18 protein-coding genes and 2 tRNA genes are annotated in these 18576 nt (G+C 51.7%); 11 read left to right on the top strand and 9 right to left on the bottom strand.

Annotated elements, in window-relative coordinates:
• Positions 1 to 36: 36 nt before the first annotated feature.
• Positions 37 to 693: a DUF2057 family protein gene (locus ACMV8I_RS07750; RefSeq protein ID WP_498864581.1), complete on the bottom strand. Its 657-nt coding sequence runs from the start codon at positions 691 to 693 to the stop codon at positions 37 to 39.
• 200 nt (positions 694 to 893) lie between these two features.
• Between ACMV8I_RS07750 and ACMV8I_RS07745 the strand changes: the two genes are divergently transcribed.
• The gene (locus tag ACMV8I_RS07745) at positions 894 to 1307 is read left to right on the top strand and encodes a CoA-binding protein (protein WP_498864580.1); all 414 of its coding nucleotides are present in this window, start codon (positions 894 to 896) and stop codon (positions 1305 to 1307) included.
• 80 nt (positions 1308 to 1387) lie between these two features.
• Here the strand turns inward: ACMV8I_RS07745 and hspQ are convergent, their stop codons facing one another.
• Entirely contained in the window at positions 1388 to 1705 is a 318-nt protein-coding gene (gene hspQ / locus ACMV8I_RS07740; RefSeq protein WP_498864579.1) for a heat shock protein HspQ, read from the bottom strand.
• A gap of 123 nt (positions 1706 to 1828) precedes the next feature.
• Positions 1829 to 3022: a 23S rRNA (cytosine(1962)-C(5))-methyltransferase RlmI gene (rlmI, locus tag ACMV8I_RS07735; RefSeq protein WP_498864578.1), complete on the bottom strand. Its 1194-nt coding sequence runs from the start codon at positions 3020 to 3022 to the stop codon at positions 1829 to 1831.
• Between the two features lie 99 nt (positions 3023 to 3121).
• Here rlmI and yccX point away from each other — a divergent pair, with 99 nt between their 5' ends.
• Positions 3122 to 3400, top strand: coding sequence for an acylphosphatase (gene yccX / locus ACMV8I_RS07730; protein ID WP_498864577.1), 279 nt, complete (start codon positions 3122 to 3124; stop codon positions 3398 to 3400).
• Between the two features lie 19 nt (positions 3401 to 3419).
• Here yccX and tusE read toward each other — a convergent pair whose 3' ends face one another.
• On the bottom strand, positions 3420 to 3749 hold the full coding sequence (gene tusE / locus ACMV8I_RS07725) for a sulfurtransferase TusE (RefSeq protein ID WP_498864576.1): 330 nt from the start codon (positions 3747 to 3749) through the stop codon (positions 3420 to 3422).
• Between the two features lie 121 nt (positions 3750 to 3870).
• Positions 3871 to 4533 carry an FtsH protease modulator YccA gene (yccA, locus tag ACMV8I_RS07720; protein ID WP_498864575.1) on the bottom strand — a complete coding sequence of 221 codons (663 nt, stop codon included), beginning with the start codon at positions 4531 to 4533 and terminating at the stop codon, positions 3871 to 3873.
• 262 nt (positions 4534 to 4795) lie between these two features.
• Between yccA and ACMV8I_RS07715 the strand changes: the two genes are divergently transcribed.
• A tRNA-Ser gene (locus ACMV8I_RS07715) sits at positions 4796 to 4883 on the top strand.
• Positions 4884 to 5068: 185 nt separating this feature from the next.
• Positions 5069 to 5156: transfer RNA gene (locus ACMV8I_RS07710), tRNA-Ser, on the top strand.
• Positions 5157 to 5236: 80 nt separating this feature from the next.
• Here ACMV8I_RS07710 and ACMV8I_RS07705 read toward each other — a convergent pair.
• From ACMV8I_RS07705 to ACMV8I_RS07695, 3 genes are read right to left on the bottom strand one after another with little or no spacing between them, the layout of a single operon-like run.
• Positions 5237 to 6286, bottom strand: a complete 1050-nt coding sequence (locus ACMV8I_RS07705; protein ID WP_498864574.1) for an ABC transporter ATP-binding protein — start codon at positions 6284 to 6286, stop codon at positions 5237 to 5239.
• Entirely contained in the window at positions 6283 to 7866 is a 1584-nt protein-coding gene (locus tag ACMV8I_RS07700) for an ABC transporter permease (protein WP_498864573.1), read from the bottom strand. The genes ACMV8I_RS07705 and ACMV8I_RS07700 overlap by 4 nt, the downstream gene beginning before the upstream one ends.
• 37 nt (positions 7867 to 7903) lie before the next feature.
• Positions 7904 to 8914, bottom strand: a complete 1011-nt coding sequence (locus tag ACMV8I_RS07695) for an iron ABC transporter substrate-binding protein (protein WP_498864572.1) — start codon at positions 8912 to 8914, stop codon at positions 7904 to 7906.
• A 425-nt stretch (positions 8915 to 9339) separates the two neighbouring features.
• Between ACMV8I_RS07695 and ACMV8I_RS07690 the strand changes: the two genes are divergently transcribed.
• The 6 genes from ACMV8I_RS07690 (at position 9340) to osmE (ending at position 16287) form a co-directional block, all read left to right on the top strand.
• Positions 9340 to 10428, top strand: a complete 1089-nt coding sequence (locus tag ACMV8I_RS07690) for an ABC transporter substrate-binding protein (protein ID WP_498864571.1) — start codon at positions 9340 to 9342, stop codon at positions 10426 to 10428.
• A 197-nt stretch (positions 10429 to 10625) separates the two neighbouring features.
• The gene (locus ACMV8I_RS07685; RefSeq protein WP_498864570.1) at positions 10626 to 12395 is read left to right on the top strand and encodes an ABC transporter permease; all 1770 of its coding nucleotides are present in this window, start codon (positions 10626 to 10628) and stop codon (positions 12393 to 12395) included.
• Positions 12388 to 13458, top strand: a complete 1071-nt coding sequence (locus tag ACMV8I_RS07680; RefSeq protein WP_498864569.1) for an ABC transporter ATP-binding protein — start codon at positions 12388 to 12390, stop codon at positions 13456 to 13458. Before ACMV8I_RS07685 ends, ACMV8I_RS07680 begins: the two co-directional genes overlap by 8 nt.
• Before the next feature lie 105 nt (positions 13459 to 13563).
• The gene (locus ACMV8I_RS07675) at positions 13564 to 15213 is read left to right on the top strand and encodes a methyl-accepting chemotaxis protein (protein WP_498864568.1); all 1650 of its coding nucleotides are present in this window, start codon (positions 13564 to 13566) and stop codon (positions 15211 to 15213) included.
• Positions 15214 to 15269: 56 nt separating this feature from the next.
• Positions 15270 to 15770 carry a GNAT family N-acetyltransferase gene (locus tag ACMV8I_RS07670; RefSeq protein WP_498864567.1) on the top strand — a complete coding sequence of 167 codons (501 nt, stop codon included), beginning with the start codon at positions 15270 to 15272 and terminating at the stop codon, positions 15768 to 15770.
• A gap of 184 nt (positions 15771 to 15954) precedes the next feature.
• Complete coding sequence (osmE, locus tag ACMV8I_RS07665) at positions 15955 to 16287, top strand: osmotically-inducible lipoprotein OsmE (protein ID WP_498864566.1); 333 nt, start codon at positions 15955 to 15957, stop codon at positions 16285 to 16287.
• A gap of 95 nt (positions 16288 to 16382) precedes the next feature.
• Here osmE and ACMV8I_RS07660 read toward each other — a convergent pair whose 3' ends face one another.
• Positions 16383 to 18110, bottom strand: coding sequence for a potassium/proton antiporter (locus ACMV8I_RS07660; protein WP_498864565.1), 1728 nt, complete (start codon positions 18108 to 18110; stop codon positions 16383 to 16385).
• 215 nt (positions 18111 to 18325) lie between these two features.
• On the opposite strand from ACMV8I_RS07660, the gene ACMV8I_RS07655 reads away from it, so the two are divergent.
• Positions 18326 to 18526, top strand: coding sequence for a hypothetical protein (locus tag ACMV8I_RS07655; protein WP_498864564.1), 201 nt, complete (start codon positions 18326 to 18328; stop codon positions 18524 to 18526).
• The last annotated feature ends 50 nt before the right edge of the window (positions 18527 to 18576 follow it).

The raw sequence follows: 18576 nt of genomic DNA, 5'->3' as shown, positions 1-18576 counted from the left end.
CAAATTCGTGAAGCCGATGGGGAAATCTGTTTGATATCAGGCGCGGGGCAGGGCGAACCAAGAGAAAAAGCGACTAAAATTTGGTGACGCGGTAAGTTGGGCCCAGAAAGGCGGCAAAAGCTGTTTATCTGCCTGGCTGGCTGGGATCAACACTGATAGCGAAGTGGGCTCAACGGTTGAATCGCCTTTTTGCGCCATTGTTGCGAAATCGGGCACTGAGGCTTTCAGGCCAGACTGGTTGTAACGGATCATCATGCTCACTAAATCGGCTGAATTGCTATAAGTGGCCGATCTCAGCACATCACGGCGGCTAGCAATGTCCTGGCCATTTTCATCCACTATTCGGTAGTTAAGTTTTCTACTGAAGAATGCAGCGTCTATTTCATCATTCAGGGCAGGCAACACGAAGGAAATGGAATGCAAGCCTTTAGCGCTGAAAGTCACGATCATCGCCGGAGAGTGGTAGGTCAAGGGGGCCATGACGGACTGGCGCAGCGTTTTACTCACCTGAAATAAAATCTGGTGTTGTCCGCCATCAATTTCCAGACTGTCAGCCCCTTTAAGGATGGCACCTGACATCTTTTTACCATCAATGACCAGTAAATCCAGTTCAGGAGAGAGTTTTAGACTGGTAGCCGAAGCAGGCGCTAACAGGCAAACCAACAATAAAACGGCCATTATTCTGACTTTCATAATCCCTCCTTTGACCGCTACCGACAGCATCTATTATTGAGTAATACATATAGTGTGCCAAAATTTTACATAATGCATTAATTATTACTTTTTGAAACATTATTTGGTGCGTTACTGCACCACGCCTACTGTGGTGAAAGGCTGTGGCATTAAGGGGGCTGAGTTACACTTTCAGGACATCTTCCAATGAGGCTTATTCCATGCAAGATAATGATATCAGCACGATCCTTAACGACGTCAAAACCATCGCCTTAGTCGGTGCCAGTGATAGTCCTTCACGGCCAAGCTTTGGGGTGATGGCGTATCTACTTTCGCAGGGATATCAGGTGATTCCGGTGAGCCCGAAACTTGCCGATAAAACGCTGCTTGGGCAAACCGCTTATGCGACCTTGGCCGACATTCCGCATCCGGTAGATATGGTCGATGTCTTTCGGAATGTGGAAGCGGCTTATGGGGTTGCGCAGGAAGCGGTGGATATTGGCGCAAAGGTATTGTGGCTGCAGCTTGGTGTCATCAATGAGCAGGCCGCGGTGTTGGCGAAACAGGCCGGAATGAAAGTGGTGATGGACCGTTGTCCGAAAATTGAGATCCCACGTCTGGGCCTGGAAAAATAAACCTGAGTTGGGCGTTCAGGCACAAAAAAACCGGTCTCAATGAGATCGGTTCTTCATTACAGAAATAGACTTCACCGGGTCTAGTTTCGCAGGCGCGGTGCCAGTAATTGGTTGCGGACAGATTCTGCCAGGTCGTCCAGCGAAGTCTGTTCCGGGTGTGAGCGGGCGGCTTCGTGATCAATTTGGATCTCAGCCAGATAGGTATGCACCGGCTGGCCTTTATCATCTTCCATTACCACGTGATACCAAGGCGCGGTGCGCATTGCGTCATCGGCATCCACTTTATCGGCATCTGGTTTATCAAGTGAATATTCCGCATCAACATCAATCACTACGCCTAGATATCCTAACAGCCTGTGGCGGACCTGCTGGCCTATTCCGAATTTGCTGGTAATCATAGTGACCTCCTGAAATTACATTCTTCCTCTTATATGGAGGCAGGACGCTCGATTTCAAGTTTTGACTACCTTAAGTGCTGAAAATCCACGATCTGCACCTGGAAAAAGCATAAATCGATAAAATCAGGACATCACCACACAGGCGAAGCCTTTCAGGTAGAGACCTTCAGGATAAGAACCAATCACCGGATGGTCAGCAGCCTGACGGAACTGTTCCACAAATTGAATCTCACGGTGAGCGTCGAGTGCCGCATCGGCGAGGATCTTCTGGAACAAATCAGTTGGCAGCAGACCGGAACAGGAGAAACTCAACAGAATTCCGCCAGGACGCAACAACTGTAATGCCAGCATGTTGATATCTTTGTAACCGCGGCAGGCGTTGGCCAGCTGATTTTTGTTTTCGACAAATTTCGGCGGGTCCATTACGATCATGTCGAATTGTTCACCTTCTGCACGATATCTGCGCAGCAGTTGGAACACGTCTTCGCGCACAAATTCGGCTTTAGACAGGTCCAAATTATTTAGCTCGACGTTCTGACGTGCTATGTCCAGCGCACCTTGTGAGGTATCGACGTTAATGACTTTTTCACAACCGCCCATTAGCGCAGAAACTGCAAAAGCACCGGTATAAGAGAAGCAGTTCAGCACTCTCCGGCCTTCTGCATATTTACGGGCCGCCAATCGGCTGTCACGTTGATCGAGATAGAAACCGGTTTTATGACCTTCTTTAATATCGACCAGCAAACTCATGCCATGTTCCTGAATTGGCAACAGAGCAGGGGGATGTTCACCCAAGACATGACCCTGGGTTAACTCCAGCCCCTCTTTTTTACGCACCGCAACGTCAGAACGGTCCCAAATGGCGCATTCCGGATAACATTTTTGCAGTGCAGCGAGCAGAGGAGCGCGCTGATATTCTGCACCCGCAGAGAGCAGTTGCAGGACCAGGAAGTTCTGGAAACGATCAATAGTGATGCCTGGCAGGCCATCGGATTCACCGGCAATCAGGCGGTAACTGTCAAGACCATCGCGTTTGGCAATCCAGTTGCGCCAGCTTTGTGCCTGCTGTAGACGACGGACGAAAAATTCAATATCGATATCTTCATCCTGACGGAATGTCCAGACGCGGACACGAATTTGCGAAGCGGGGGAATAGGCACCGCGAGCCAGCCATTTGCCCTGACTGTCTACAATATCAATAGTGTCACCGGAAAGTGCTTTACCTTCGACACGGGTTACCGCGCCGGAAAACACCCAAGGGTGGCGGCGCAGGAGGGATTTTTCGCGGCCTTTGGCCAAAAATAAACGAGCAGTCATAGAATTAAGTTCTGTCAGTTCGGAGACAAAAAAGGAGCGTCATTGTCCGGGCAAGCAGTCTACATTGCAACGAACCATACCGCTAACGGAGAGAATATTATGGCTAAAATTACTATAGCAGCCTATGTCTATGGCCGGGTACAAGGTGTTGGGTTTCGCTTTGCGACACAGCACCAAGCTACCGCGCTAGGCCTGACCGGATATGCCAGAAATCTGGAAGACGGCAGTGTAGAAGTGGTGGCCTGTGGTGAGCAGGAAAAAGTCGACCAGTTGCTCGCGTGGCTAAAACAGGGCGGGCCGAAACATGCCATCGTAGATCGTGTGTTAAGCGAACCTGCCGTGCCTGGCGAATTCAGCGACTTTAAAATCCGCCACTGACCGAACTTGCCGGTATCACTTAAAGGCATTTCACTGGCTTGGGTAGCCCGGCAATTTTAGTCGCCTGCTTGGCCGGCCCGTCCGGGAACAGCCTGAACAGGTAACGGCTGTTGCCCTTTTCTTCGCCATATTTTTGACCTATGGCTTTGACCAGCATACGAATGGCGGGTGACGTATTGAATTCAAGATAGAATTCGCGCACAAAGCGAATCACTTGCCAGTGCGCGTCGGTCAGGACGATCGCTTCCTGTTCTGCCAGCAGCGGTGCCATGGCTTCGTTCCAGTCAGCGCTGTTTTTCAGATAACCCTGCGCGTCGGTTTCTATTTCACGACCTGCAAACTTCAGCATAAAACCTCAAGGCGATAAAAACTCAGCGCACAGTCTAGCAAAAAGCCATCCCGCACAAAATAAAAAGCCCCGCATTCGCGAGGCTTGTTGGTTTCATCTGATTTTTAATTACCACGTAAATCTAGTTACTGCGTGAAAGCCCTAAAATACTCAGCAGGCTGACAAACACATTATATAGCGAGACATACAGGCTGACCGTCGCACGGATATAGTTGGTTTCGCCACCGTGAATAATGTTGCTGGTCTCCCACAGAATCGCACCCGCAGAGAACAGAATAAACAGACAGCTTATCGCCAGCGACAACGCAGGGATCTGCAGGAACAAGTTGGCGATAACCGCGACCAGTAGCACCACAAAGCCCGCCATCATCATACCTGACAGGAACGACATGTCTTTGCGTGTGGTCAGCACATAGGCTGAGCACGAGAAAAACACCAGCGCGGTGCCGCCGAGGGCCAGCATAATAATGTCACCCGCACCGGCCGACAGCAGTGAACTAAGCATCGGCCCCAAGGTATACCCCATAAACCCGGTCAGGGCGAATGTGGCGAGTATACCGACCGGGCGATCGGCAGTGCGGTAAGTCAGGAACATCAAACCGTAAAAACCCACCAGCGTGATCAACATGCCCGGAGACGGCAGACGCAGTACAGTGCTGACGGTTGCAGTAATAGCAGAAACACCCAGCGTCAGTGCCAGCATAAAATAAGTATTACGCAGCACTCGGTGCGTGCTTAATAAGGAGCCTGCGCGTGATGAGGAAGAGGCAACAATACGATCCATAGTAAAAATCTCACTTATCGACAAAAGTTGGAGTCGGTGAAAATACAATCAGGCTGGAATCATAAATAGTTACGGCAGGTGATTAAAGGCGTTTTACCCTTCTTTACCCACCTACAGGCTGCTACGGCGCGGTTCGGCGACGCTAAAAAGACCGCAATGATGATTTAATCATCAATTAGTCATCGAATGCTGGTTTTTCAGGCAAATGAACGGAATCAGGCTTTACAAGCCGAATGGCTATGTTTATAGTTCGCTGCGTTGCGGAGGGGTGGCCGAGCGGCTGAAGGCACCGGTCTTGAAAACCGGCGATGGGAAACCATTCGAGAGTTCGAATCTCTCCTCCTCCGCCATAAACAACACAAGAAAGCTGCTAAGTCATTAGCGGCTTTTTTTGTGTTTGTTGAGTAGTGGGATCGTGTAAAGACTCATAAAATCAACAAGCTGCAACGAAAATAATGTTTGCATCTTTTATCCGGTATTGTATACTACGCACCGTCTGAACCACGGAGTGCGTTCAGGCAAAATTGTTGTTTACGGAGGGGTGGCCGAGCGGCTGAAGGCACCGGTCTTGAAAACCGGCGATGGGAAACCATTCGAGAGTTCGAATCTCTCCTCCTCCGCCATAAACAATACAGAAAAGCTGCTAAGCAATTAGCGGCTTTTTTTGTGTCTGGAATTTGAGATTGCTCCAGTGTCGTGGCTGCTACGCAGAGAATACGTGAGCATTGCCATCGACGCTTATCTCGACGGTTGAACCCACGGCAATGCTATTCTGGCTGATGGTTTTAATCTCGATTTTTTCGTTATTGCCCACGATGTCGAGGCTCAGTGTTGAGATAAACCCGGCAAAATCAATATTCGCCACATGAGCCAAACACTTGTCAGAGGATAGCCCCACGTTCTCCACTTGCGAAATGCGGATTTGTTCCGGGCGGAGCATGACGCGCGTGCTGCCGGAGCGTGATGTGTCATCCACTGCGATTTTCCCCAGCGCGCATTGTGCCCAGCCGTGTTCCAGATGTGCATCCAGTAGCAACGTCTCGCCTAAAAATGTGGCGGTCATTTCATCGGCCGGATGCAAGTACAACGCCTGTGGTGCACCCACGTGTGCCAGTTTACCGTTGCGCATCACGGCAACCTGATCGGCAAACGACAGCGCTTCGGTCTGGTCGTGGGTCACCAGAATCGAGGCGATACGCGTCTCTGCCAGCAAGTCGGCTACCGCCTTGCGGGTTGATGCGCGCAAGGCGGTATCGAGCGCAGAAAATGGCTCATCCAACAACATCAGTACCGGTTTTTGTGCCAGCGCTCGCGCCAGCGCCACACGCTGCTGTTGCCCGCCGGAAAGCTCGTGCGGCCACGATTTTGCCAGACGCCGGTCCAGTGCCACCATCTCCATCAGTTCGTCGATACGGATCTGTTGCTCGCGCTTTCCACCTGTTAGCCCGTAAGCAATATTCCCCGCCACGGTAAAATGTGGAAAAAGTGCGCCATCTTGCGGCACAAAGCCGATGCCTCTTTTATGTGCAGGAATCTGTGTTTTAGCATCGAACAACGTTTGGCCTTGCAATAACACTTGTCCGCTATCCGGTGTTTCGAAACCCGCAATAATGCGCAGCAGCGTAGTTTTGCCCGAACCCGAAGGGCCGACAATGGCGGTCCGGCTACCGGGTTTCACCTGCAGGTTGACGCTTTTCAGCACGTTTACCGCTGAATAGGATTTGGTTATTTCCCGCAGGTCGAGCGTGTTCATAGTCCAGCCTTACGTTGAGATTGAGAATAAAGAATCCAGGTTAATGGCAGCGACAGCAAAACCATCAGCAGCGCGTAGGGAGATGCGGCAACATAATCGATTTCGCTGGTCAGCGCCCAGAACGCGGTCGCCAGCGTGCGGGTGCCATTAGGTGCCAGCAGTAGTGTTGCGGTCAGTTCATTGGTGACGGCCAGAAATACCAGCGCGGCACCTGCAGCCGCACCCGGTGCGGCCAACCTCATAGTGATACTCCACAATGCCTGAAAGGGTGTACGACCCAGGCTTCGTGCTGCATTTTCCAGCTCAACCGGTGCCTGCGCGATCCCCGCTCGCAGATTGATGAGCGCACGCGGCGTAAACATCAGCAAATAGGCAAACATAATGGTGATTTCGGTCTGGTAAAGCGGGCGTGCGATACGAATAGTGATGGTCACCAGCGCCAGCGCCACCACAATGCCGGGCAGCGAACTGGTGATGTAATTACAGCCTTCCAGAAACCGGTATAAACGACCCGGATAGCGGACGGAAATCCACGCCATAGGTACCGCACAAAGAGTGGTGATGGCCGCACCGGCCAGCGCATACCACAACGTTTGTTTCAGCGCAGGGAGCAGTTTGGGGCTTAGCCACACGTCAGTGCCGCCCAGATACAACCAGCGCGCCAGAGTGACCAGCGGCACGCCGAGCGACAAGGCGGTCAGCAATATTGGCAGGCATAAGCTCAGCACCGTCAGGACCGGTTTCAATGGGCGCAGCGTCTGTCGTCTGGCGCTGCCTGAACCCACGCGGGCATAACGCACCTTGCCACGGCTGGCTGACTCGGCCAGCAATAAAGCGAGGCAGCATAAAGCCAGAACGCCCGCCAGCATATTGGCCGCCGGACCGTTAAACGTTGACTGAAATTGATCGAAAATGGCAGTGGTAAAGGTATCGAAACGGATCATTGCATACAGGCCATATTCGGCCAGTAAATGCAGTGCAATCAGTAGTAAGCCGCCCCAGACAGCCAGTTTGAGCTGTGGCAGTATCACGCGAAAAAAAACCACCACAGGCGTCGAGCCCAGTGAAGAGGCGGCATCTTCCAGGCCGGGATCGAGACGTCGCAACACGGCGGCAGCAGGCAGATAGATAAACGGGAAATAGGCAATAACGGAAATAAATACGCCTGCGGCCAGCCCGTGCATTGATGGAACCAGGCTTATCCAGGCGTAGCTTTGTACAAAAGCCGGTACGGCCAGAGGTGCTGTCGCCAGCAAAGACCAGAGCCTGCGCCCGGGCAGCTGAGTGCGTTCAGTGAGCCACGCCAGCGCGATGCCGATAACAGCGCACAGCGGCAGGGTGATGATCACCAGCAGCACCGTATTGGTCAGTAATTCGCCCACGCGCGGGCGAAAAACCAGTGCCTTAACCGTCTCCCAACCGGTATCAACGGTGATGCCAACGACAAATCCCAGCGGTAGCAGAGACAGTAGAGACAGCAAAACCGCGGCCAGTACGATACCGGTTCCAGCCCGGCGCGATGAGCGCCCACGGGTGTTACGCCATCTGGCGAGTACACCTTCGATACTGATAGTAGACATAATGATTAAGGCACGCTGCTTGGAAAAATAACTGCTATTACAGCAGACCTGCTTCAGTCATTAACTCGACTACTTTTTTGCTGTTCAACTCGGAAGCATCTACTTTCGGAGCATCCAGGTCTTTCAGCGGAACCAGTTTCGGGTTAGAAGCCGCATTTACGCCAACAGCATATTCGAAGGCGGTATTGGTGCGCAGAATTTCCTGACCTTGTTTGCCGGTGATCCATTTAACAAACTCCTGCGCTTCTTTCTGATGCTTACTGGAAGCCAGAACGCCGCCGCCGGAGATGCTCACAAACGCACCCGGATCTTTATGTTTGAAGTAAAAAAGTTGGGTGTTTTTACTGTTTTCACCGGTTTTGGCCTGGTCGACAAAGCGGTAGTAGTGGTAAATGATCCCGCCATCAATCTGACCGGCATTCACGGCTTTCATCACGGTGCTGTTGCCTTTATAAGCGGTGAAGTTAGTTTTCATCGCTTTCAGCCATTCGAGCGTAGCCTTTTCGCCTTTCAGTTCCAGTAATGCACTGACTATTGCCTGAAAATCAGCACCGGAAGGGGATGCAGCCCAGCGGCCTTTCCATTCTGGTTTCGCTAAATCCATCATTGATTTGGGCAACTGTGCTTCGCTTATTTTTTCCGGATTATAAACAAAAACGGTAGTACGAGCGGCAATGCCAATCCAGCGGCCATGCGTTGGACGGTAGGCGGGTTCAACTTGCTTTTGCGTCGCGGCGTCGAGTGGGGCGAAAAGCTTGGCGTTATCCACCAGCACCATGGCCGGTGAGTTCTCGGTCAGGAAAACATCAGCGGGAGAGGCGCTGCCTTCTTGTACTAATTGGTTACCCAGTTCGCTGTCGCTGCCGTTACGCAGCGTGACTTTGATGCCGGTGTCTTTGGTGAAACCGTCAACCCAGGACTGCACCAGGTTTTCATGTTGAGCGTTGTAAATGACGATGCCTTCGTCAGCGGCGTTGGCTGAGAATGCCAGCATCAGTGAAGAAGCAAGTAAAGCGACTGGCCCGAGTGAGGAAAAACGTAACTTCATAAGAAAATCCTTTAAAAAGAAAAAGAAGAAGAAAACGACGTCGCTGACATGCCATAAAAAAGTGGCTCAATACCAACGTCGCATTGTAAATGATTCTTAAATAGATTCGCATTTAATTGTGTAAAGGTTTCTCATCATTTTTCAGCCCGGCTTTATGCCACATCTATTATTAAGAAAGCCTTAGGAAGGGTATGCGACTTCAAAATAATTCTTTTTAACTGCCTGCACTGTCATCGCCAACAACCAGATTCTGGTTTGGAGGGCTGGCTGATAACCTCTTTTTTCCGTGGTTTTAATGGTGTTAATTGCCTAAAAAACGCCCCGAATCACAGTTTAAGAAGATAAAAAAATTACGCTATTGCCTGTCAGATGTTATGCGTTATGTTGATTTTTAGTTTCCCAAATGTAACTAGAGGTTAACAATAATGTCTAAGAAATTACGTCTCTCTCTTATTGCTTCTGCTGTCCTGATCTCTACCTCTGCTATGTCTGCATTACCTCAAGGGTACCCGGCTGACTATCAAAAAATTGTCGATGCGGCCACTAAAGAGGGCAAAGTGGTGGTCTATTCGACAACCGACACCAAAGCCGCTGGTCCATTGATTCAGGGTTTTGAAGCGGCTTATCCTGGTGTCAAAGTCGAATACAACGACATGAATAGCACCGAGTTATATAACCGTTACATCAGCGAGCAGGCGGCAGGCGGCACTAGCGGTGACGTAGTGTGGAGTTCGTCAATGGACACTGCGCTGAAACTGGCGACCGACTACGCCGCCGAATATGCTTCACCGGAATTGCCGCAATTACCGAAGTGGGCAGTGTGGAAAGAGAAGGCTTATGGCACGACTTACGAGCCGGTGGTGTTCATCTACAACAAGCGTCTGATCCCTGCCGGTGAGGTGCCAGATTCCCATGCGGCGCTGGCCAAACTGATTGCCAGCCAGACGGAAAAATTCAACAAGAAAGTCACCACCTACGACATCGAAAAATCGGGTCTTGGTTTCATGCTCTCCGTGCAGGATTTCAAAGCCGATCCGAACTATTTCAAAACCCTGAGCGAAGTGGCCAAGGGCGGTCTGGCGGTGCAGTCTTCTACCGGGACCATGATGGAAAGGGTGTCATCAGGCGAAAATCTGATCGGTTTTAACATTCTCGGTTCCTACGCTGAAGCCCGTGCCAAAACCGATCCGTCGCTCGGTATTTCCTATCCGAAGGATTACACCCTGGTGCTGTCGCGTGTCTCCTTCATCAGTAAAGAAGCCAAAAATGGTAATGCCGCCAAACTGTGGCTGGACTATGTATTGTCTGAAGCGGGCCAGAGCATCCTCGCTAACCAGGCCGACATTCCGTCAATCCGCAACGATATCGAAGGTAAAAATGATATTGATGGTCTGACCAAAATGTTAGGCGGTGCGCTTAAACCCATCCCGGTGGATGAAACCTTGCTGGAATACCTGCAACAGAAAAAACGTCTGGATTACATCAAACAGTGGCGTACCGCCGCCGGCAAATGATTTACCCGTCATCCTTCGAGCTGCAGATGCGTTGGCGGCATTCGCTCACCCGAATCACTTACTTGAGTAAGTTCATCGGGATTCGTTCGATTGCCGCCTTTCTGCAACTTGAATGATTTTGGGTAAACGGAGGCGTCCGCGCCTCCCTTTCTCTTGCCTGATTTCGCTTTCAGGGTTTCTAACCGAAGGGCAGTAACATGAATGCATTGCGCAGAAAGTGGCAGAGCCTGCCGCGCGGCATAGTGGTGTTGATAACGACACTGGTTATCTACATTCCGTTGTCGTTCATCGTGATACAAAGTTTCCTCTCCGCACCGTTCTTTTCCCCGTCGAAAGAGTGGAGCCTAGAATCTTTTGAATTTATCTTCACCGATCCGGACTTTTACAAGGCGCTGAAAAGTGGATTTATTCTGGCGTTCGGGCTGGTGGGGATCTCGATTCCACTTGGCGGAATACTCGCTTTCCTGATGGTGCGGACGGACTTGCCCGGTCGCCGCCTCATTGAACCGTTGATCCTGGTGCCGATATTTGTCTCTCCGATGGTACTCGGCTTCGGTTACGTCGTTGCTGCCGGTCCGGTCGGGTTCTTCTCGCTGTGGGCAGAGTCCTTGTTCGGTTTTGTGCCGTGGAACATCTACGCCATGTCGAGCATCGTGGTGATTGCTGGCCTTACTCACGTGCCGCATGCCTACCTTTATATCTCATCGGCGTTGCGCAGCGTCGGGTCTGACGTGGAAGAAGCGGCGCGTACCGCCGGGGCTTCGCCTCTGCAAGTCATGACGGCAGTCAGCCTGCCGATGGTTCGACCGGCCATTTTGTATGCCGGGGTATTGTTATTCTTCCTTGGGCTGGAAGTGTTCGGTCTTATGCTGGTTCTCGGTGATCCTGAAGGCAATCTGGTGCTGGCGACTTATCTCTATCAGCTCACCAATAAACTGGGCACGCCGTCTTATCATCTGATGGCTGCGGTGGCGGTGGTATTGATTTGCATCACAATCCCGCTCGTGATGTTACAGCGCCGCCTGATGCGCACGGCCAACCGCTTCGTCACTGTCAAAGGTAAAGCCTCGCAGGCCCGCGCATTGCCGCTGGGTAAATGGCGCTGGGTGGCCGGTGCGGTGGTCGCCTTCTGGCTGACGGTCACCATTGGCGTGCCGTTGGTGGGGGTTGTATTACGTGCCTTCATCTCCAACTGGGGCGTGGGTGTGTCGATATGGGATGAACTTTCGCTCAATACGTTCCGCACTATCTGGCAGCAACCTAACTTGCTGCGGGCTATCGTTAACTCGATGGCGATTGGGATCATCGGTGGTGCGCTGGCGGTGGTTTGCTATCTGTTCATCGGTATTGCCATGCACCGTAAACCGGATGGCGTCACGCGTTTCCTTGATTACAGCGTACTGGTGCCGCGCGCCGTTCCCGGCCTGCTCGCCGGTCTGGCGTTCTTGTGGGTATTCCTGTTCCTGCCAATGTGGCTCGACAACTCGCTGAAGTCGGGCTGGTTGTCGGATATGGCATGGTCACAGTGGTTACGCGACAACCTGGTGGTGTGGCTACGTTCATTGCGCAGCACCATTTTTAGCGTCTGGCTTGCGTACACCGTGGTGTGGATGGCGTATGGGCTGAGGCTGATCTCTTCGACACTATTGCAGGTCGGTCCTGAACTCGAAGAGGCGGCGCGCAGTACCGGTGCCACCCGCGGGCAAATCACCCGTCACGTTACTATTCCACTGTCGCGTTATGGGCTGATTGGCTCATGGCTACTGATGTTCCTGATCTTCGAGCGTGAATATTCTACCGGCGTTTATCTGTTATCGCCGGGAACAGAAACTATCGGCTCGATGCTGGTCTCCCTTTGGGCCGCTGGCGCCATTGATATCGTCGCCGCGCTCTCCTTCATTAACATCCTTTTGGTGGTGTTAGGTTTGGGTATTGCCTTACGTTTCGGAGTCAAATTACATGATTGAGCTATCAGTAGATAACCTGCATTTAACCTATGGCGATAACCCGGTGCTGAAGGGGGTATCCATGGACCTCAGGCGCGGAGAAGTTGTCTCGTTACTCGGACCTTCCGGTAGCGGAAAAACCACGTTGCTACGAGCCGTGGCTGGTTTGGAAAAACCCACGCAGGGTCGCATTATTATCGGTAAAAATACCGTGTATGACGGCAGTTCACGCAGCGAGATCCCAGCCGAGGAGCGCAATCTCGGGCTGGTGTTCCAGTCTTATGCTCTCTGGCCGCACAAAACTGTGTTCGAGAATGTGGCATACCCGCTGAAGCTGCGTAAAGTCGCGTCCTCAGAACTTAACCAGCGAGTGCAGGCGGTGCTTGAGCAACTCGGTCTGGGCCACCTCGGCAAGCGTCATCCACATCAGCTATCCGGCGGTCAGCAGCAGCGTGTAGCGATAGGCCGTGCGCTGGTGTACAACCCGCCGGTGATTCTGCTCGATGAACCGCTGTCCAACCTTGACGCTAAACTGCGCGAAGAGGCACGGGTCTTCCTGCGGGAGCTGATCATTAAACTCGGCCTGTCGGCATTGATGGTCACCCATGACCAGAACGAAGCCATGGCGATTTCCGACCGTATTCTGCTGCTCAACAACGGAAAAATTGAACAGCAGGGCACGCCACAGGAGATGTACGGTTCGCCAAAAACGCTTTTCACCGCCGAATTTATGGGCAGCAACAACCGTCTGCATGGCAAAGTGACGGAAGTGCGCGACGGCAAGGCGCGTATTGAAGGCAAGGACTGGGCGCTGTGGGGCAAGGTGGGAGAAGGGGTGCAAGCTGGGCAGGAAGGCACGGCGGTTATCCGCGTAGAGCGCGTACAGATGGGCGACAACCCAGACGGCAATCAGATAGAACTGCCGTTGCTGACCAGCATGTACCTTGGCGATCGTTGGGAGTACCTGTTTCGTACGGTGGCTGAAGATTTCGTGGTACGAGCCTACGGCGCCGACGTGCGCGGCCAGGAAATGTGCCGTCTTTCTCTGCCGGTCGACGACGTTTGGATCTTCCCGAAAGGCTGAGTACAGTGAATTTCTTCAGGGATTGCGAGGCGGCAATCCCTGAAATATTACTGTCATTACCCGCGAGTAAAATTCTGCTCACATCAAAAATTACGCAGAATAATCATGAAATTAACATTTTCTCTTCTTAAGGCACCACGCTTTTTAAGCACAGTATTCCGCTCAGCATTCAAATCCCGCCCTCGGGGGATCCTTTTTGGGGTAATTTGCGTTATTGCGCTGTTTTCGGCGTTACAGATTTTCTCAACCCTTATTCTGACCCACATCCTGCAAGACGCCCGTCAAAACGTTATTGCCACCGAAAGCCTGCGTCAGCAGCAAGCAGTCATGGACAAAGCCCGCATGGAATTGCTCATGGCCAGCGATAAGCTTAACCGGGCGGGTATTTATTTCATGCAGGACAAAGAAACCGGCTCTGACGGCAGCTGGCACAGCCTGATGGAAGCCTCTCAGGGGTCGCTGGTCGCCTCAGATAAATTCTTCAAACAGTTCACGACCCTCACCGTCGGCTTGCAGGGAGACGCGCAGAAAGCGGCGGCTGAACTGCAAGTCAGCTATCAGATGTTTTACGATGGCCTGCGCGAGCAATCAGACGGTTTGCAAAAAACCAATACAATCGACGCCTTTTTTAACGTGCCAATCCAGGCATTTCAGGATGATTTCAGTGATAAATATTACCGATATCTCCACGTTAACGAGCAAATGGCCGTGTCACTCAGCGACCAGCTTCTGGGGACGCTATCACACGCCAAAATGCTTTTTTTCGGGGCACTAGTGTTGCTGGCAGTGATCGCTTTTGCGGTTTGGCGCGGCATTACCCGATGGGTTATTCGCCCATTGCAACGGGTGATTGCGCACATAGGCGTTCTGGCTGCGGGAGACCTTTCCGACCCAATTGACGGTAAAACTTCAAGAGTGAGTGAAATTCATCAGCTCAATAACAGCCTGCGTGAAATGCAGACCGGGCTGAGAAGGCTGATCAGCGAAGTACGCGACGCCTCCTCGCATATCATGGTTAATATCAACCAAATTGCGCAGGGTAATGAAGAGTTATCTTCGCAATCTTTGAAACAGCATGACGAACTTAACGCGGCGAATCATCATATTAGCTCGCTGACTGAGCGGGTTAAAGACAATGCGCAGCATGCCCATCAGGCCAGCCAGCGGGCAGAACAGGCGCAGAAAGTGGCGACCAGTGGTGGTGATGTCATGGTAAAAGTCGATTTAGCCATGAAAGAGATCGTCAGCCAGTCGGCTGAAATGAGCAGCATTGTGGCGATGATTGACAGCGTGGCATTTCAGACCAATATTCTCGCTTTAAACGCGGCAATTGAGGCCGCACATGCCGGACAGTACGGGCGTGGTTTTGCCGTCGTCGCCAAAGAAATTGGCTTGCTGGCACAAAAAAGCAGCCACTCTACGCGCGGTATCCATCTGCTTATTGAAGAGTCTGTGGCGCAAATTGGGCGCGGCTCAACCTCTGTTACGCTGCTGGGTAAAAGCCTGAATGAGATCATCACCATCTTCAGCGGCTTACATACGCTGGTCAGTGAGATCGCCGAGGCGTCTCAGGATCAGCGTCAAAGCATAGATGAAGTCTCGGAACGTATTGTGACGCTGACTCAGGTAACCGAGCAAAATAGCCAACTGGCGCAGCAGGCGGCCAGCTCGTCACAACAGCTACTCTCGCAGTCGCAACGGCTGGAAAAAGCGGTTTCCCGATTTGGTTTGGGAGAAATAACGGCTGCGGCTTGACACTCAGGAGGGGAATCGACAAATTAGGTGCCCCTATAACTTAAAACGGTTTTCCCATGACTGAGACTTCTTCCCCATCCAGTGCCTGTGCGGTGAAAATCGCCAACCTTGTAGATGTCCCACAGTATCTTGACGTGATCACGGAATACCTGCATGGCGAATGGTCTGCTTTCCCCCACTGGGCACAGAAAGAGTATATTCGCCAGCGACTTGAGCAACGCCTGAGTAGCAAAGGTCGTCAGTTTGTGCTGGTGGCATTCGATGAAAACGACGATGTAGTCGGTACGGCTGGCGTTATGCGCTATGAACTCGATGACGTAGCAGAGCGAAAATACTGGCTGGGCGAAGTATTTACCCGTCACCCTCTGCGGGGCAGAGGGATTGGCTCAGCATTGATCAAAGCCAGCATTGAACGCGCCCGCGCAGCAGGCGTCGATACCCTGTGGTTGTATACGCCCGATCAGCAAGGTTTGTATACGAGGCACGGTTGGCAGGTCGTCGAAACCCGCGAAGTGGATAACGAGCAGGTTACGGTCATGCAACGACCACTACGCTGAAACTCAGTTTACCGCGCCAGTAATGCACATTTCCATCCGAATAGACGGTCCGGGTAAAGGTGACTTCTTTATCGGAAAATACCTAATGTGCGGTGAGATTAATAAATAAAAGTCATATGGACTGGAAAAAATCCTTATCTCTTCTACTCTTAATGGCACATAAGCGCTTCAGGAGAAAGAAGTCATGAATAAGAAAATGTTGATTATTGTTGCTACAGCGGTTTCAGTCCTTGCCGGGTGTCAGAGTTACGATCGTGCGGCAAGCTATGTTAAAGAGCCTGTGGTCAGCGATGTCAAAGTAGGGATGTCCAAAGCTCAGGTACGTGCTCTTGCCGGACCACCGTCTACAGAAGCGACGTTGATCCACGCCAAAGGAACTTGTCAGACTTATGCCGTTGCCCCGCGTGATGGCAAAGCACAAACTTACTTTGTCAGCTTCAACGACACTGGCCATGTCATGAATAAAGGCTACCAGTCTTGTTCTGATTACGACAAAGATCCACAAGCCGCACAATAACGGTTTGATCTGACGTCAAAAAAGAAGTCTGAAATTGAAAAACGCCTGAAAGGTAAATCCTGACAGGCGTTTTTTTGTTTTTGTTTGTCGGTTGTTCAGGCTTTTTGGGTGACAATTCTCACGCCGACTTTACTCACCTCTTTGCCTTCCATCTCTGCGATAGTCCAGGTCAGGCCATCCCATTCAATATGGTCGCCGATAACGGGTTCGCCACCCAACAACTTAATAACGAAATTGCCAAGAGACTGTGACTTATCGACTGAATCCTCAAGATTAAGGCCATACAGTTGTGAGATGGCCTCCAGCGGTGCATTGGCCTGCAAAATAAAGTCGCCGAAGAAGCGGTCGTCGAGTACCACGGCGTTGCTGTCGCTGAACAGCTTCCCCAGCTCTGGCAAGTCTTTTTCCTGGCCGATAACGCACAGTATATCGCCCTCTTTCAGACGGGTACTGCCGCTTGGGTGCAGCATTTCGGTGCCGCGAAATAGCGCAGCAATCCTGGTTTCCTGTGGCATTTTTAAATCACGCAGTGCGGCACCAACGCACCATTTCTCCGACCCCAACTGATAAATAAACTGTTCCCAGTTGTTATAGACGTCAATATCCAGCCCCACACGCGACACCGGCGTTGGCATCGGCGGGACAATCACTTTGGCTCTCTTCGCGGCATAACCCAGTGAGGTACCCTGCAACAGCAATGACACCAGCACCACAAAGAAGGCGACATTAAAGTAGAGATTGGCCTGGGGGATCCCGGCCATCATCGGGAATACTGCCAGAATAACCGGGACCGCACCGCGTAATCCGACCCAGGAAATAAAGAAGCGTTCGCGCAGGGTAAAATTCTTGAACGGCAGTAGACCGACGAACACGGAAAGCGGACGGGCGAAGAAGATCATCCACAGGGAAAGTGCCAGTGCGCCAGCAGCAATGGGTAAAAGATTGCTGGGTGTCAGCAGCAGGCCAAGCACCAGGAACATGCCAATCTGGCTCAGCCATGCCAGTCCGTCGAAGGTCTGCATAATGCCGTGACGGTTGCGTATAGGTAAATTCCCCAGCATCAGGCCACACAGGTAAACTGCCAGAATACCGCTGCCGTCCATCGCCGTGGTCAGTGCATACACCATCAGGCCACCGCTGAAGGCCAGTAAGGGGTACAAACCGGTAGCCAGTGAAATCTTATTAATCAGTTTATGCAGCAGCCAGCCACCGCCCAGTCCGAACAGGATCCCCAGTCCGAATTGCTGAATAACATCCAACACGAACATCCAGCTCAGGCTGTGCTGACCTTTGGAGATCATCTCGATAAGGGTGACGGTGAGGAACACTGCCATCGGGTCATTGCTGCCGGACTCAATCTCCAGAGTGGCACTGACACGCTCATTCAGACCTTTGCCACCAATCAGTGAGAACACGGCGGCGGCGTCGGTTGAACCAATGATCGCACCAATCAGTAGTCCCTGAATCAAGTCCACCTTGAACAGCCAAGCGGCGGCGAGGCCGGTTAATCCGGCGGTAATCAAAACCCCGACGGTGGCCAGTGAAAGGGCGGGCCAGAGTGCCACTCGAAAGGAGGAGGCGCGGGTGCGCATACCGCCGTCGAGTAAAATGACGGCCAGTGCCAGATTACTGATTAAATAGGCGGCAGGATAATTATCAAACGCAATACCGCCAATGCCATCAACGCCCGCCAACATACCGATGGCAAGAAAAATGACTAAAATGGGGATCCCGAGCCGTGAAGAGAGCGAACTGAGCAGAATGCTTGCTGCTACCAACAGGGCGCCAATGAAAAAAAGTGTGTTGATAGTGCTCGCGTCCAAAATGCCTTCTCCTGTCGGTGTGTTGATAAGTCCTGAAGAAGTCAGTGTAATCCTGACTAGTCCGTTAATTTATCAGGAAAAGGTTATTGTCGGTGAAGTAATATTCAGAAATTTTTTATTCGAATGTCTCACGAACAAGACTATGCTTAAACATAAGCAGGCTACTGTTGAACTATCGCATCCGGCTTCGTGTTGATAATAGCAAAGGGGAACTTATGAGCGAATTTACCGGTATTCATCGTGAAGTACTGAAAGATGGCACAATTAAGCATGTTCTGGTGCGGGACAGCAGCGGACATGAGCAGGCAAAAGCTGCGAAGGATTACATCTCGGAAGGTATCCAACCGGTTCTTGATGACCTGCCTGAAGTCCCGACAGAAAGCGAATTTCCACAAGCCGGCAAGGATAACGGTTAAAAAGTTTCAGTCCGCGCTGTGGGTGTCCAGCGCGGGTGAATATAGCCTTT

The sequence above is a fragment of the Ewingella sp. S1.OA.A_B6 genome, assembly GCF_049889095.1.
In the GTDB taxonomy this organism is placed as follows: Bacteria; Pseudomonadota; Gammaproteobacteria; order Enterobacterales; family Enterobacteriaceae; genus Ewingella.
This window is presented reverse-complemented; position numbering and strand designations above follow the sequence as displayed.